A 15,238-nucleotide genomic window follows, 5' to 3' on the forward strand; every position below is an offset into this window, starting at 1 on the left:
TTGAAATATTAAGCCTAAATAATAAAAAATTATTTAAGTTCAACCTTAGCACCAGCCTCTTCAAGCTCTTTTTTAGCTGCTTCAGCTTCGTCTTTACTAACGCCTTCTTTAAGAACAGATGGAGTTCCTTCAACTGCGTCTTTAGCTTCTTTAAGACCAAGACCAGTAAGAGCTCTAACAACCTTAATAACATTGATTTTCTTATCACCAGAATCAACAAGAACGATGTTAAATTCTGTTTTTTCTTCAGCAGCAGCCGCGCCACCAGCAGCAACTGCACCACCAGCTACCATTACAGGAGCTGCGCTAACACCAAATTTCTCTTCAAACTCTTTTACAAGTTCGCTAAGTTCAAGTACAGAAAGATTAGATATAAACTCTAATACGTCTTCTTTTGTAATTGCCATTTTTTATCCTTATTATTTTTTTAATTTAATTAAGCTGATTGTTCTTTTTTCTCTTTAAGCGCATTCAAACCAATTGTGAAATTTTGAATTGGCGCATTCCAAACTTGCAAAAGCATCGCAATAAGCTCATCACGGCTAGGCATTTTAGATAGAGCTTTAACTTTATCAACGCTTGCAACTTCGCCATCAATATAAGCTGTTTTAATTTTGAAAAGATCAGAATTTGACTCTTCAAATTTTGCGGCTACTTTAGTTACTGCTAATTGATCTTCACTCCAAAGATAGATATTTGTATCTTTGAGTTCCATTCCGACTTTATCAGAATTTTTAAGAGCAATATTTGCAAGAGTATTTTTAATAACTTGAACTTTTACATTTTGTTCTTTTGCAGAATTTCTTAAAACTTCAAGTTTTTTAACTGAAAGACCACGATAGTCACAAACTACAATAGCTTCAGCAGTTTTAAATTCACTCTCTAATTTTGCAACAACTTCAGTTTTTTCGTTACGTGTCACTTTTTCTCCTTTCCGACCGGTAATTTCAAGCAGAGCGGGTCGAATCAATTAAGCCCAATGGCCTCGGCTATCTCCAATCTAAGATATAATTTTCTCTAAATTCTTATTTTAAATCCATAACTTCTTGAGTATCAAGAGTTACAGAAGGGCTCATTGTTAAAGACAATGAAGCATTTTTTACATATCTACCTTTTGCAGTCGCAGGTTTATGTTTATTAATAGCTTTAATAAATGTTGAAATATTTTCATTTAATTGCTCTTTAGTAAAATTGACCTTGCCAAGACCTGCATGTATATTTCCTTGCTTATCAACACGGAAATTTACTTGTCCACTTTTTGCATTATTAACAGCTTGTGCAACATCCATTGTAACTGTTCCAGTTTTTGGATTTGGCATTAAACCTTTAGGTCCTAAAATTCTACCAACTTTACCTACAAGACCCATTAAATTTGGAGTAGCTATAAGAACATCAAAGTTCATTATACCTTTTTGAATATCCTCAACTAGATCATCAGCACCAACTATGTCAGCACCAGCAGCTTTTGCCTCATCAGCTTTAGCATCTTTTGCTATAACAGCAACTCTTACAACTTTACCTGTGCCAGCTGGTAAAACAACTGAACCACGAACCATTTGATCAGCATGTCTTGGATCAACGTTTAATTTTAACGCAATCTCAACTGTCTCATTAAATTTAGCAGAAGCTAGAGTTTTAACTGTATCGATAGCCTCGCTAAGGTTATAAATTTTATCTTGCTCTACTTTTTTGAGCAATTCTTGAAATCTCTTACTAGTTTTTCCCATAAATTTCTCCGCATATAAATTGCTTCCGTCTTTTGAAAATCAACCTGACGGTAAAGGTTTTAGTCTACTACTTCGACACCCATTGAACGAGCTGAGCCAGCAATAATCTTAGCTGCTTGCTCTTTATCATTTGTATTTAAATCAACAAGTTTTTTCTCAACAATTTCTAAAACTTGAGCTTTTGTCAATTTACCTACCTTATTTTTTAAAGGATTATCTGTTCCTTTTGTTATACCCGCAGCCTTTTTAATAAGGTCTGTAGCAGGTGGTTGCTTTGTGATAAATGTAAAACTTTTATCAGCATAAACTGTTATAACAACTGGGATATTAAATCCAACCATATCTTTTGTTTTTTCATTAAAGGCTTTACAAAATTCCATAATATTAACGCCTTTTTGTCCTAATGCTGGACCAACTGGCGGGCTAGGATTTGCTTTTGTTGCGGCAATTTGTAATTTTATTTCACCTATAACTTTTTTAGCCATTTCTTGCTCCTTAAATTATCTTCTCAACTTGTGAATACAAAATATCAACAGGGGTACTTCTACCAAAAATAGAAACATTGAGTCTAAGCTTGCCATGTATCATGTCGTATTCTTCAACGATACCTGTGAAGTTAGCAAAAGGACCTTCTGTTATGCGAACGCTTTCACCATCCTCAAAAAATATTTTAGGTTTTGGTGCCGCTCTTTTTTGAACTTTCTCCAAGATAGTATTTATATCTTTTTCAGTCAATGGTGTAGGCTTTTTAGCCTCACCGATAAAACGTCCAACCTTTGGCAAAGACTGAATCTTATGCCAAAGAGCTGTATCAAGATCTAAACATGCAAAAGCATATCCAGGATAAAGAGTTCTTTCATTAATTTTTTGCTTACCGTTTTTTATCTCTATTACGTCTTCTGTAGGAACTATAACTTCTTTTAGTTGATCTTCGATACCGTGATCTCTAACTAAATTTTCAATTCCTCTTTTTACTGCCATTTCGCTACCAGCGTAAGTTTGTATAGCATACCATTTGTGTGACATTATTTTTTCCTCATTCTATATAACTTTAGAAAGAACAAAGGACATAATAACATCAACAAGAGCTAAAAAAAGTGAAACAACAGCGACCACGATAAAAACTGCAATAAAAGCATTTCTAATTTGTTCTTTAGTAGGAAAGATAACTTTCATTATTTCCAATTTAGATAGCTTTATATAATTTATAAATTTTTCCATAATCTTAACCTTAATTGTGGCAGGGCAAGAGGGATTCGAACCCCCAACCATTGGATTTGGAATCCAGCGCTCTACCGTTGGAGCTATTGCCCTAATAGCTACTTATTCTTAATTAGCTTTTTAACTTAACTTCTTTATGAACAGTATGTTTTTTTAATCTTGGGCAATATTTTTTGAGCTCAACCTTATCTGTAGTGGTTTTGCTGTTTTTTGTAGTAGTGTAATTGATATCACCACACTCAGAGCATTTTAAACCGATTTTAATTCTCATATATATTCCTTATAGAAAGCCAAAGGGTTTCCCCTTTGGCATAATTTTATAAATTAACCAAGTATTTTTGAAACAACACCTGAACCAACAGTTCTACCACCTTCACGGATAGCAAAACGAGTGCCTTCTTCAAGTGCAACTGGAGCTATAAGCTCAACAGAAATTCTTACGTTATCACCTGGCATAACCATTTCTGTTCCCTCTGGTAAAGTAATAGAACCAGTAACGTCAGTTGTTCTTACATAGAATTGTGGTCTATAGTTGTTAAAGAAAGGAGTATGGCGACCACCCTCTTCTTTAGTCAGAATATAAACCTCGCCCTCAAATTTTGTGTGAGGAGTAATTGACTTAGGTTTGCAAAGAACCATACCACGTTCAACGTCTTCTTTTTTAGTACCACGAAGAAGAACACCAACGTTATCGCCAGCTTCACCTTGATCCATCTCTTTTCTAAACATCTCAACACCAGTAACTGTTGTTGTTTGTGTAGGTTTGATACCAACGATTTCTATTGTGTCACCAACCTTAACAACACCTTTCTCAATTCTACCTGTTACAACTGTACCACGACCTGAAATTGAGAAAACATCTTCGATTGGCATAAGAAGATCTTTGTCCGTAGCACGAACTGGAGTTGGGATATAGCTATCAACCGCATCCATTAGTTCCATAATTTTTGCTGACCATTCGCCATCTTGTCCAGCTTTTGCCTCTTCAAGAGCTTTAAGTGCTGAACCAGAAACTATTGGAGTATCATCACCTGGGAAGTTATACTCGTTAAGTAGTTCGCGAATTTCCATTTCAACTAGTTCAAGTAACTCAGCGTCATCAACCATATCTGCTTTGTTCATGAAAACAACGATATAAGGAACACCAACTTGGCGAGATAGCAAGATGTGCTCTCTTGTTTGTGGCATTGGGCCGTCTGCTGCAGAAACAACTAGAATAGCACCGTCCATTTGGGCAGCACCAGTAATCATGTTTTTTACATAGTCGGCGTGGCCTGGGCAGTCAACGTGAGCATAGTGACGTTTTTCTGTCTCATACTCAATGTGTGAAGTAGCAATTGTAATACCACGCTCTTTCTCTTCTGGAGCATTATCAATATTATCATAATCTTTTAGCTCAGCAAGACCTTTGCGTGAAAGAACAGCAGATATTGCAGCTGTTAAAGTAGTTTTACCATGGTCAACGTGACCGATAGTGCCTATGTTTACGTGTGGCTTGTTGCGTGAAAATTTTTCTTTAGCCATCTTTTCCTCCGTTATGATATGTGTCTTTATCTAATTCAAATTCGTATAGTAATATAAAATCATATAAACCAGTGGAGCTCATAGCGGGACTTGAACCCGCGACCTCTTCCTTACCAAGGAAGTGCTCTACCTCTGAGCCATATGAGCGAAAAACGCTTGGCTGAGATGATTTTAATCAACATACAAACAACTAAAAATTCATGAAAATAAAGATGGAATAACTGTGTTTAGTAAAATCTAGATACAGCTCCCAGTTTACTTTCCCAAATTTTGGAGCGGGAAACGGGGCTCGAACCCGCGACCCTCAGCTTGGAAGGCTGATGCTCTAGCCAACTGAGCTACTCCCGCATAACAATGGTGGTGAGACGTGGATTCGAACCACGGAAGACATAGTCAGCAGATTTACAGTCTGCCCTCGTTGGCCGCTTGAGTATCTCACCTTAAACATTAATAAGTTATTTTGGTATTTTCTGGTCAAACACTGTTACAAAATGGAGCTGGTGAACGGACTTGAACCGCCGACCCACTGCTTACAAGGCAGTAGCTCTACCAACTGAGCTACACCAGCACCTGTTTTGTGAAGTGGAAATTATAGCCCAAAATAAAATAAAAGTCAAGGAGATTTTGAAAAATATTTTATCTATTTTTTTGCAATCAAAAATCTATAGAATTTATAAAAAATTTCAAAGACGCCCGCTAGACTGAGCCGCTTTTACAAAAAAACAAAGATAAATTTTACATATATAAAATTTCATATTTTCATAGTTTTATTTTTTTTAAAAGCTAAAATTTCTATAATTACGAAAAATTACAAAGGATTTAATATGCAATTTTTACCTTGGGCGGTAATTTTACTGCTAATTTATGTGATCTACTTCTTAATGATCCGCTATGAAAAAAAGATAGCGACACTAAGCAAAATGATCGAGCAAAACAGTGATGGTATCAAAGAAAATAGAGACCTTATAGGTCAAAACAGATCACTAATCGAGAAAAATAAACACAACATTGAGAAAAATACTAAAGATATTACAACAAATGTTGAAAAAATAGACATTGACTTGGAAGATTAATTCTTCCAAAATTTCTCTTCTTTTTCCTTTTTTATCAAATTTTCGTAAGTTTGCATTCTTATATTTACAGGCTCTAAATTTATGCCATCTTTTTTTATCTTAAAATATTTCCCGTCCATCAAGCAATACTCTGGCACTAAGTCGTAGCGCTTCGAAAGTGGCAAAACTCTAAAGCTAAGATTATCCAGTATCAAAGGCTCTTTGTGTAAATTTTCCCAAACAGCTAGCACCATATGATATTTTTTTGTATTTTTTTCCTGAACTACTAGAAGGCATTTTTGATTATCCACGCCAAGATCTTTTAGGCTATCGCGCTTTGATATCGCGTACTCTTCGCAGTCTCCGCCACCTCGCCTTAAAAACTCCCCCCTAGTGCTCCACACATCTACATTTGTATTGTAAAAATCATCATATCTTGGCATCAAAGAATTTAGATATGAATTTATGAGCTCTAGCTTCCTGATAAAGCTTTCGTGTTCTATTTTTTTCATAAAATTTGCATAGTGGTTTAGGATATTTTTGCAAATTTGATTTTTGCACTGAGATATATTTTTTGGAGAAATTTCAAAATTATTTGCAAAAAGAGAAGAGACAAAAAAGAAAAGAAGCAAAATTTTACGCATGCAGCTGCTTCATTAAAAGCACAAGACCTATTCTATCTTTCACATTTAGCTTGCTGTAAATCGACGTAGTGTGCGCCTTTACCGTCCTTAAAGTAATGCCTGTTTGCTCTGAAATTTCATTGTTTGTTAGACCTTGGTAGATTAAGTTTGCGATCTCTTTTTCGCGTGAGCTAAGCTCGCTTAGATCAGACTTTTTCTCTAAAGTTTCATTTTCATTATTTATATATGAGCCAGTTAGTTCTCCGATCATCGCTTGGATAAATTCTGGATAAAGCCAAACTTTGCCATTTAAAATCGTCTCAAAGGCATCTTCAAAGTGTGTCTTTCTCATGTGTGAGTTTGCATATCCTTTGACACCAAGAGCCAGCAGATGTTTGCCTTCGCTAAATTTTGGTTCGTTTGCAAGGATTAGACATTTTATATTTGGAAAACTTTCATGAATGGTTTTAATATTTTCATCAAGGCTATCTTTAAAAGCATTTGTATCGATACCGACGATATCGACCTCGTCGTTTAAATTTGCAAAAAAATCCTTTTTATTGTGAGTAAATTTCACATCGTCATCTGAAAAATACCCTCGCCAAAGATTATTAAGCGAACCATTTTGAGTAAAAAAAACCACATTCATAATCATATTTCCTTATATCACATATAGGTTTGCTCGTAAATTTTTGACTCATTTACGAAAACGATCAAGTAGCGTTCCTTGCCACTATTTGCCTCAAATTTATAACTAAAAGTTGATAAGAATTTCTCAACCACTTCTTTGTCTTCTTTTAAAAAGATACTCATCTCAAAACAACCATTTGATATGGCATATCTATATGGCACACTAAGAGATAGTAAATTTAGATCAAAGTCCAAGCTATCGCTACTTTCATCGTAGCCGCTAATAGATATCTTGATGCTCTTTATAAGCTCATCTTTAATTTCTACACCAGATAAATTTATACAATTTTCTCTTTTTAAATTTATCATCTCATCAAAGCTTTTTTCACAGTCTTTAAAGAGAAATTTAACGACCTCTCTTCCGATTAGATCGCATATTTTGCCATCATTTACAATGACAAATTCATCAGCCGACTTCGCTCTTGAAATTTGATATTCGCTAAAATTTCGCTCAAAGCTAGCTGATTTTTGCATTATCGCTCCGTTAAAGCGTTTTGTTTTGCTTTTAAGATAGGTTTTAGCAGATAGTCAAGTATCGTTTTTTTACCAGTGATGATATCAGCTGAAACTATCATACCAACCTTGATCCTAAGTGGTTTCTCCTCGCTACCAAGATAGTTTTTCTCAGTTTCTATCCTGACTAGATAGTAGCTCTCGCCTGTCTTTTCATTTGTCTCAGTATCGGCACTGATCTGCGTTACTTTACCTTTTAAGCCGCCATAAATACTAAAATCATACGCCGTAAATTTAACCATCGTATCAAGCCCAGGTCTTAAGAATGCAACGTCAGCTGGCTTAACCTTTACCTCAGCAATGAGTTTATCTTCTAGTGGGACGATCTCTGCGATATTTTCACCTGGCTTGATAACGCCTGAGACGGTATGCACCATCATCTTACTAACGATACCATTTACCGGAGATCTTACATAAGTTCTTTCAACCCTGTCGCTTAGGCTGATTTGCGACTCGTTTATCCTTGCGATCTCAGCAGAGACTTCGTTTAGCTCTTTTTTTGCATTATTTTTAAACGCCAGCTTTGCCTCTTCTATCTTATTTTTCGCCTCTTTTATGGTTGATTCGACCCTTGGCACGGCAAGCACAGATGCGTCAAGCTCGCCCTTTAGGTCATTTACACGTCTTTGAAGCTGGATATACTCGACCTCACTAACAAGACCTTTTTTAAAGATAGGCTCCATGATCGCTTTTTCTTTTAAAACAAGGTTGTAGCTATTTTGAGTTTGAGAAATTTTGTTTCTAAGTTCATTTAGCTCACTTTGGCGTTGATGGATCTGCTCTGTTAGAATTCCTATTTGCTCATTTAAGTGATCGATGTTTGAGTTATGCAAGCTTATCTCGTATCTTACGGCCTTGCTATTGTTCGCATCTCTTGTTTCGTTATAGTCAAATTCTTTATCATTTGCTTCAGCATCAAGCCTCATAAATTTGGCCTGAAGCTCATCAAGTCTTAGCTTTGACTCGCCGTAGCTACTTGTAAAGTTTTTATTATCAAGTCTGATTAAAATTTGATCTTTTTTAACCTCGTCGCCCTCTTTTACAAAAATTTGATCCACGATACCGCCCTCAAGGTTTTGTATCGCTTGGTTTTTGCCTGATGGGATGATCTTACCGCTACCCCTTGTTATCTCGTCTATCTGTGCCCACGAGGCCCACAAAAGCAGCCAAAATACAGTTATGCTAACTGCATAAAGTATCTTTTTTGAGGTTGATGGAGCTTTTGCCAAAACTGCTTCTGAGAGGCTTGACATAAATTTCAAGTCATAAGCATCGTAGTTTTTTGCTTGGATGTTTGACTTGATGCCATCTACGCTATTTAAAATTTGATCTCCAGCGCTCTCTTGATCTTTTATGTCGCTTTTTTGAACTGGCTTTTCGTCTGGCTTTAAATTTTCATTTTGTTGATTTTTTATATCTTCTTGCATAATCACTTCCCACTAAGTCTAGCTAAAACTTCGTCTCTTGGACCATCTAGTAAAATTTTGCCGTTATCCATCACTATGAGCCTATCAACAAGATCAAGCATCGATGTTCTGTGAGTTACTAAAATCATAGTTTTATTTACGGTATTTACCTTTAAATTTGCTTTTAGCTTGCTCTCAACTGTATTGTCTAGCGAATTTGTAGGCTCGTCAAGCAAGATAATAGGACTATCTAGCAAAAATGCTCTAGCCACTGCTATACTTTGACGCTGACCGCCGCTAATGCCATCACCTCTTTCAAATACTGGCATATCAAAACCAAGTGGGTGAGCATTGACATATTCATCGACGCCACTTACCTTAGCAGCTTTAATGATCTGCATATCATCGACATAAGGAGCTTTTTGAACGATATTTTCTCTAACTGTTCCTTTAAATAGCACAACATCTTGTGGCACGTAGCCGATATTTCTTCTAAGGTCAGCTGGGTCTATCTGGTTGATATCTATACCATCAATTAGCACTGAGCCTTCAGTCGGTGCATAAAGGCCTAGGATTATTTTTTGTAAGGTTGTCTTACCAGAGCCATTTCTACCGATGATGCCTACTTTCTCACCCGGCTGAATGACAAAATTTATCCTATCAAGTGAGCCTTTTGTAGTGTCTGGATATGTAAAGCTAACGTTTTTAAACTCTATCTTGCCCTCAAAAGAATTTCTTCTAACAAATTTCTTGCCCTCAGGTCTTTCAACTGGCATCTGCATGATCTTACTAAGGCTTTGATAAGCTGTTTTTGTCTGCTCAAAATTTGCAGCTAGCGAAGCTACTTGACCCATAGGAGCGATCGCACGAGAGCTAAGCATAACAGCAGCGATCAAACCACCCATTGTAAGGTGCGTATCTTGTATCATATAAACGCCAAGAACGATGATAGCGATAGTGTTTAACTGAACCAAAAATGAAGTCACAGTTGTGATTGAAGTAGTGATGATCTTTGACTTGATACTTCTGTTTGCTATCTCGCCAGTCGCCTCCTCCCAGTTCCACTGCACGTGACCACTAGCACCAAGAGTTTTAATGGTCTCTAAGCTACTAAGGCTCTCTATCAAAATTCCATTTTTCATAGCTGAAGCTTCAAATGTGCTTTTAATCGCGTTTTGAAGCGGATCTTTTATAAAAAATGTGTAGCACAAAATAGCTATCATGATAACAATAGGCACAAGCACAAGATAGCTTCCAATAAAATAAGTAACTATCAAGAAGATTAACGCAAATGGTAGATCCACAATGGCTGCAAGCGACGCAGATGAAAAGAAATTTCTAACTGTGTCAAATTCTTTCAAGTTGCTAGCAAACGAACCAACTGACTTTGGCTTATTGCTAAATTTCATATCCATTACGCGCTCAAACAAGATAGAGCTCATAATGATATCGCTCTTCTTGCCTGCGATCTCAAGAAAATACGAACGAACAAATTTTAAAAATAGATCGATGCCATAAACGACGCTCACGCCAAGCGCTAGAACCCAAAGTGTCTCAACTGCATTATTTGGCACAACGCGGTCATAGACGTTCATTGTAAAGAGCGGGCTTGCAAGGACAAATAAGTTTATGATAAAGCTTGCTATCACGACGTCAAAGTAAATTTTCTTAGAGCGCTTTAAAGTGCCCCAAAACCAGTGATCATTACCAGCGTCGATAAGCTTTGTCGAGCTTGTATCTTCTGGGACAAATTCACGTTTTAGGTAATAAGCATAGCCTAGATACTCATCTTTTAGCTTGCTTGTTTCTATAGTGCTAGTGCCAGTTGAAAGATCAGGCGTGATGATGTTTGCCATCTTTTTGTCTTCGCTGAAAGATTGCAAGATGCAAGCTTTTTTGCCTCTAAGCATCAAGATACAAGGCAAAACTAAAGGCGAAATTTGATCAAGGTCTTTTCTGACAAGAGTCGATGCAAAACCAGCACGTGAAGCTGCACGAGAAAATAAAGACTTCGAGCTCTTTAGTGAAAAAAGCTCAATTTCTTCGCCATCTTTTACAGGCAGACCGATAGTCAAAGCATCGGCACTATATGGGTTATTATGAAGCTTGGTAAAGATCACCAAACATTGAAGCAGTTCGTCTTTTATCTTATCGCTATGCATCTATCATCCAATATTTTTGATCTCATCTATGTAAATTCCTTGCATATTTTTAATGCCAAGCTCAATTAGCTTACTCTTTTGCTCTTCACTCTCAACACCAATCGCAATCAAAATGATATCTTTTGAGCTTAAAACAACATCTAGTGATTGTTTTGTATTTGCTCCTGATTTATCACTTAAAAAGTCGATTAAGACATTTGACTGGATCTTTACGTAGTCTGGATTAAATTCTTTTAACTTCTCAATGCCTTTTGCATTAAGATCAAAGTGGTCAAATCCAAAACCAAAGCCGAGTTCTTTTAATTTTTTAGTAAGTCTAACTATACTTTCTATACTAATATCGTCTTTGTTTGGAATTTCTATATAGTTTTTAAATTTTGAAATTTGAGCGATTTTCTTAAGTGTGGCTTCAAGTTTTGAGAAATTTTCATCCGAGCTTAATATCTCTTTTCCTAAATTTATCGCCAAGCTTCCTTGAGGCAAGATATTTTCAGGCAAAATTCTAGCGATCCTATTTAGTATGTGAAGGTCAAGCATTGCGCCTAAATTTAGCTCATTTACCATCGGCATAAAGTATGATGCCATACGCCATTTGCCTTCGCTATCAACAAGCCTTAGATAGAGCTCATACTGCTCAAAGCTTGAGTCAAAACCAACTACTTTTTGAGCTGCAAATTTAAATTTATCCTCTTTTATAGAGTCAAAGATAAGCTCCTTATATTTCTCTTTGCCGATGACTAGGGTGTTTTGATTTGCATTAAATTCCTTGCAAGTAAAGCAGCCAGCCAGTCTTGCACTAGCCAAAGTAACGTCAGCTGAAGTAAGTAGTGTCCTCATATCAGTGCTTGGTGAATACTCGACAATAGCAGTATTAACTGGGCATTCGCTATCATTTATAGAGAAATTTGCATAGAGTTTTTTAAACTCAGCCATGATCTTATCGTTTAGAGCTGAGAAATTTGATGAGTTTTTACCGTAAGAAAGCAAGATAAAGTCGTTGTCGTTTAACCTTGCGACGATCGCATTTTGGTCATTTTCGGCCGATTTTTCTTGTAAAATTTGAGCTATTTTTATGATGACACTTTGCCATTTTTCAAAGCCAAGAACGCCTTTTAATCCAGCTAGATCTTTAAAGCTAATAAGCGATGCAACACCGCTTGAATACTCTTCACTCGCTAGATACTCGCTAAATTTAGTTTGGAAAAACCTTCTATTATAAGTGCCACTCATAGAGTCTTTATATAAAAGCTCTTGATACTTGCTAAGTGTAGCAGCCTCTCTTTCAAAGATGTCTTGAACCTTGCTAACCATCGAGTTCATGGCGAGCACCATCTTTTTAAGGTCAGTTGTGAATGGAATTCTCTTTTGGATGATAAATTTATTATCAAGTATCGCTTCAGCTTGATCTTGAACCTTAACAAGTGGTCTAAATATCGCCTTAAGAGCAAAAAATGCCACGACAAGAGCGATGATGATCATTAAAGCTAGAAAGTTAAAAATATTTTTTGAGTTTGAGTAAAGCTCATTGTAAGCAAGTGCTGTACTACCTTGAACATAAAGCGTGCCAAATTTGGCCCAGCCAGTCATAATCTCGCTTGTTGCCACTGGTGCTTCAAATTTAGCGATCTTATAAAACCACTCAGGGATATCTTTAACGATAGTTTGTTGAGAATTTTCTATAAGCACCTTACCATCTACGTCTTCAAGTTTAATGAGCTTATATCTGCCGCTATCAAACATAGAATTTATCATCGTTTGTGCCAAAGACATATCCTCAGGATCAACAATCGGCTTTAAAGCAAGTCCAAGTGAGTTTGCTGTGTGCCTTGCGTTTTCACCGAGCTGGTCGTTGATGTATCCATTTAGGCTCTTAAAATTTAAGTAGCCAACAGCCATAAAAATCACGATGCCAAAAGCTATCACAGCGATCATAATCTGTTTAAATAGCGTCATAAATCCTCTTTTCCTATCCTATCTATTAGTTCCATCCACTTAGGATTTTGTTTTTTATTTCCACCTGGTATTGCCTGACCAAGACCTTCTTGTTTTGCCAAGTATAGCGAATCACCGTTGAAACTATAAACTGGCACAAGGTCTGTTCTTTGAGTTGCGATTTTTATTTTACCATTTATGTTGTCTAAAATTAATGGAATAGACTTTGGTGTATCATAATATGCCAAAACCATATGTGCTTGGTTATATCTTAAGGCTTTAACGTATGTGAAGTATAATTTTTGAGTTGGAATTCCAAGTTGCTTTAGGGTGAAATATTTTGCGATAACGTAGTCTTCGCAGTCACCAGCGCCTTTTCCTACAAATTCCATTCTGGTAGCCCAGTAATCTTTTTTATGCCAAAGTTGCATATCATCAACCCACCTAAAAGAGTTAAAAAAATCATTTACTTTTATTAATTTCTCTTGTTCGGTTGCATCTTGCAATGAAGTCATTAAAGAATTTAATGCCGATGCCCTTCTTCTTGCATCTTCTCCATAAATTTTAGCCACCTTTGCTATCGTTGTTTGTTTTATAAAATCCCCGACAGCATTTAATGCTAATAACGAAAAAAGGACGCTTAAAGTAAGCGTCCAAAATTTTGCTTTGACCCTCATGGTCATCACTTTTTAAATTTTTATCTTAAGTCGTTTTGAATACTGCAAGCGCCTTGAATATATCTCTTAGCAAAGCCTGGCTCAAAACTATCTGAAACCATACCCATGTTATCTAGCAATCTATATTTTGCATAAGATAGTGCAGTTTCAGTTGTAGCGATCTCTTTTAAAGCTGTGTTGTACTCGTTTTCTGCATCAAGTAGATTGATAAGGTCGCGGCGACCGATTCTAAACTCATCTTGGTAAGCATCAAGTGTAGCTTTTGCATATTCAACGTGTTGATTTAGATATCCCATTTTCTCTTGGTTAAGAACATAGTTTTGCCATGAGAATTCTAAAGACTCTTTAAGCTCTCTTACAAGATTGTCCATAGTTTGTTGCTCTTGTTGAACAGCAAGTTGGCTCTTCTCTTTATCTAGCTTATCGTTACCTTTGTTGTAAAGGTTATAGTTTAGTCTTAAAAGAGCGTCAAATGTTTGCTCTTCATAATCATCATATAAAACATTTGAGTGATCATAAGCACCTGACACAACAAGATCTAGTTTTGGTAAGAATGGTGCATTTTTCTCTTTTACAACAGACTCTGCCATAGCGATGTTTGATCTTTGAACTAGAAGTGTTGGGTTACAAAGAACAGCTTTGTCATAAACAGCCTCTTTAGTGCTTGGTAATGGCAGGTTAAACTCAGGCATTACTAGATTTTTAGCAGCAACTTTTCTTCCATATAGTTTTTCAAATGTAGAAAGCGCGTCTTCATAGTTATTTTTTGCAGCTATATAGTTTGATTGAGCCAAAGTATAACGTGATCCAGCTTGTCTCTCTTCAGAAGCTACGCCGTAACCTGATCTTGCTCTATCTTTGATTTGGCTATAAATTTCTTCATGGCTTTTTACATTTTCTTCTTCAATGTCAAGAATTCTCTTTGTTTGAAGAACTTGTAGGTAAGCATTTGCAGCGCTTAGTGTTAGTCTATCTGCAGCTTGAGCTACTGTGTAAGCAGCTGAGTCAAGTCTTGCACTTTGAGAGTTGATTCTGTTTTTATCAGCACCACCATTATAAAGGTTTTCAACTAAAGTTAAAGATGCGCCAGATACTCTGCCATCGCCTCTTCTTGTTGAGATGCCATCGTCAAGGCGTTTTCTCTCATATCCTACTCTAGCAGCTGCATCAAGTGTTGGATAGTAAGCATTTTTAGCTATTTTTAGATCTTTACCAACTTGTAAGTAGTTAAATTCTGTAGCTTTTAAGCTTGGGTTTTCATTTAAAATAGTTTTTACAACTTGATCCAAAGTCAATACACTATCATCAGCTTGTGCTGTAGCTGCTGCTTTAGGCTCTGCTGATATAGTTTGCTCTATATTAGATTTTTTAGCTGACTGAGCATTTGTTACAGGTGACTTAGCTCTCATTAAAGCATCTTTATAACCTGACTCATTTTGAACTTTTGCAAGTAACTCATTAGCTTCATTTTCAGAAACTGGAGCTGTATCAACATATAAAAACTTTCTTCCACCAACTTCATAAACGCCAGTAGTTAGTCTGCTATCTGATATTTTGCTGTTTACTTTGCTAACAGCACTATCGATTCTAGCAGCGCTATCATCTTGAGCGAATGAAGCTAGAAAAATCCTGTAAGGGACATCTTGAGCAGACAGCAACGTTGCTGCGGCCAAAGCACTAATTGCTAACATCTTTTTCATAACTAGATCCT

Annotated in this window: 17 protein-coding genes and 5 tRNA genes; 1 reads left to right on the forward strand and 21 read right to left on the reverse strand. The window is 36.4% G+C overall.

Annotated features, from left to right (window positions below):
- Nucleotides 1–29: 29 nt before the first annotated feature.
- The 13 genes from rplL to MTT29_RS03455 form a co-directional block, all read right to left on the reverse strand.
- Complete coding sequence (gene rplL, locus MTT29_RS03395; protein WP_012001504.1) at nt 30–407, reverse strand: 50S ribosomal protein L7/L12; 378 nt, start codon at nt 405–407, stop codon at nt 30–32.
- A gap of 29 nt (nt 408–436) precedes the next feature.
- On the reverse strand, nt 437–922 hold the full coding sequence (rplJ, locus tag MTT29_RS03400) for a 50S ribosomal protein L10 (protein WP_009294520.1): 486 nt from the start codon (nt 920–922) through the stop codon (nt 437–439).
- Between the two features lie 103 nt (nt 923–1,025).
- On the reverse strand, nt 1,026–1,727 hold the full coding sequence (gene rplA / locus MTT29_RS03405; RefSeq protein ID WP_002941167.1) for a 50S ribosomal protein L1: 702 nt from the start codon (nt 1,725–1,727) through the stop codon (nt 1,026–1,028).
- A 59-nt stretch (nt 1,728–1,786) separates the two neighbouring features.
- Entirely contained in the window at nt 1,787–2,212 is a 426-nt protein-coding gene (gene rplK, locus MTT29_RS03410) for a 50S ribosomal protein L11 (protein WP_002941145.1), read from the reverse strand.
- A 10-nt stretch (nt 2,213–2,222) separates the two neighbouring features.
- A complete protein-coding gene (gene nusG, locus MTT29_RS03415; protein ID WP_180385147.1) occupies nt 2,223–2,756 on the reverse strand; it encodes a transcription termination/antitermination protein NusG in 534 nt (177 codons plus the stop codon).
- A 12-nt stretch (nt 2,757–2,768) separates the two neighbouring features.
- Entirely contained in the window at nt 2,769–2,948 is a 180-nt protein-coding gene (gene secE / locus MTT29_RS03420; protein ID WP_002941070.1) for a preprotein translocase subunit SecE, read from the reverse strand.
- A 17-nt stretch (nt 2,949–2,965) separates the two neighbouring features.
- Nucleotides 2,966–3,041 (reverse strand) — tRNA-Trp (locus MTT29_RS03425).
- A 19-nt stretch (nt 3,042–3,060) separates the two neighbouring features.
- Nucleotides 3,061–3,219 (reverse strand): 50S ribosomal protein L33, encoded by a 159-nt coding sequence (gene rpmG, locus MTT29_RS03430; protein ID WP_002941157.1) that lies wholly within the window; start codon nt 3,217–3,219, stop codon nt 3,061–3,063.
- A 53-nt stretch (nt 3,220–3,272) separates the two neighbouring features.
- The gene (gene tuf, locus MTT29_RS03435) at nt 3,273–4,472 is read right to left on the reverse strand and encodes an elongation factor Tu (RefSeq protein WP_002941132.1); all 1,200 of its coding nucleotides are present in this window, start codon (nt 4,470–4,472) and stop codon (nt 3,273–3,275) included.
- A gap of 72 nt (nt 4,473–4,544) precedes the next feature.
- Nucleotides 4,545–4,619: transfer RNA gene (locus tag MTT29_RS03440), tRNA-Thr, on the reverse strand.
- 124 nt (nt 4,620–4,743) lie between these two features.
- Nucleotides 4,744–4,820, reverse strand: a tRNA-Gly gene (locus MTT29_RS03445).
- 7 nt (nt 4,821–4,827) lie between these two features.
- Nucleotides 4,828–4,912 (reverse strand) — tRNA-Tyr (locus MTT29_RS03450).
- Between the two features lie 52 nt (nt 4,913–4,964).
- A tRNA-Thr gene (locus MTT29_RS03455) sits at nt 4,965–5,040 on the reverse strand.
- 256 nt (nt 5,041–5,296) lie between these two features.
- Between MTT29_RS03455 and MTT29_RS03460 the strand changes: the two genes are divergently transcribed.
- Nucleotides 5,297–5,545, forward strand: a complete 249-nt coding sequence (locus MTT29_RS03460) for a hypothetical protein (RefSeq protein WP_002941090.1) — start codon at nt 5,297–5,299, stop codon at nt 5,543–5,545.
- Here MTT29_RS03460 and MTT29_RS03465 read toward each other — a convergent pair.
- Genes MTT29_RS03465 through MTT29_RS03500 form a run of 8 tightly spaced genes read right to left on the reverse strand, consistent with a single transcriptional unit; the run spans nt 5,542 to nt 15,227 of the window.
- Nucleotides 5,542–6,168, reverse strand: coding sequence for a transglutaminase-like cysteine peptidase (locus MTT29_RS03465; protein WP_021092975.1), 627 nt, complete (start codon nt 6,166–6,168; stop codon nt 5,542–5,544). The two genes, MTT29_RS03460 and MTT29_RS03465, sit on opposite strands and share 4 nt — an antisense overlap.
- Complete coding sequence (locus MTT29_RS03470; RefSeq protein ID WP_429799767.1) at nt 6,161–6,796, reverse strand: LuxR C-terminal-related transcriptional regulator; 636 nt, start codon at nt 6,794–6,796, stop codon at nt 6,161–6,163. The genes MTT29_RS03465 and MTT29_RS03470 overlap by 8 nt, the downstream gene beginning before the upstream one ends.
- Nucleotides 6,797–6,813: 17 nt before the next feature.
- The gene (locus tag MTT29_RS03475) at nt 6,814–7,311 is read right to left on the reverse strand and encodes a DUF5416 family protein (RefSeq protein ID WP_429799768.1); all 498 of its coding nucleotides are present in this window, start codon (nt 7,309–7,311) and stop codon (nt 6,814–6,816) included.
- Nucleotides 7,311–8,777 carry an HlyD family type I secretion periplasmic adaptor subunit gene (locus tag MTT29_RS03480; RefSeq protein ID WP_021085491.1) on the reverse strand — a complete coding sequence of 489 codons (1,467 nt, stop codon included), beginning with the start codon at nt 8,775–8,777 and terminating at the stop codon, nt 7,311–7,313. Before MTT29_RS03480 ends, MTT29_RS03475 begins: the two co-directional genes overlap by 1 nt.
- 2 nt (nt 8,778–8,779) lie before the next feature.
- Complete coding sequence (locus MTT29_RS03485; RefSeq protein WP_002941147.1) at nt 8,780–10,918, reverse strand: type I secretion system permease/ATPase; 2,139 nt, start codon at nt 10,916–10,918, stop codon at nt 8,780–8,782.
- Between the two features lie 3 nt (nt 10,919–10,921).
- Nucleotides 10,922–12,871 carry a LapD/MoxY N-terminal periplasmic domain-containing protein gene (locus MTT29_RS03490; protein ID WP_429799769.1) on the reverse strand — a complete coding sequence of 650 codons (1,950 nt, stop codon included), beginning with the start codon at nt 12,869–12,871 and terminating at the stop codon, nt 10,922–10,924.
- A complete protein-coding gene (locus tag MTT29_RS03495; RefSeq protein WP_012001497.1) occupies nt 12,868–13,527 on the reverse strand; it encodes a transglutaminase-like cysteine peptidase in 660 nt (219 codons plus the stop codon). Before MTT29_RS03495 ends, MTT29_RS03490 begins: the two co-directional genes overlap by 4 nt.
- A 20-nt stretch (nt 13,528–13,547) precedes the next feature.
- Nucleotides 13,548–15,227 (reverse strand): TolC family outer membrane protein, encoded by a 1,680-nt coding sequence (locus MTT29_RS03500; RefSeq protein WP_429799770.1) that lies wholly within the window; start codon nt 15,225–15,227, stop codon nt 13,548–13,550.
- Nucleotides 15,228–15,238: the final 11 nt, after the last annotated feature.

It is taken from the genome of Campylobacter concisus, assembly GCF_050447485.1.
Lineage (GTDB): Bacteria > Campylobacterota > Campylobacteria > Campylobacterales > Campylobacteraceae > Campylobacter_A > Campylobacter_A concisus_BQ.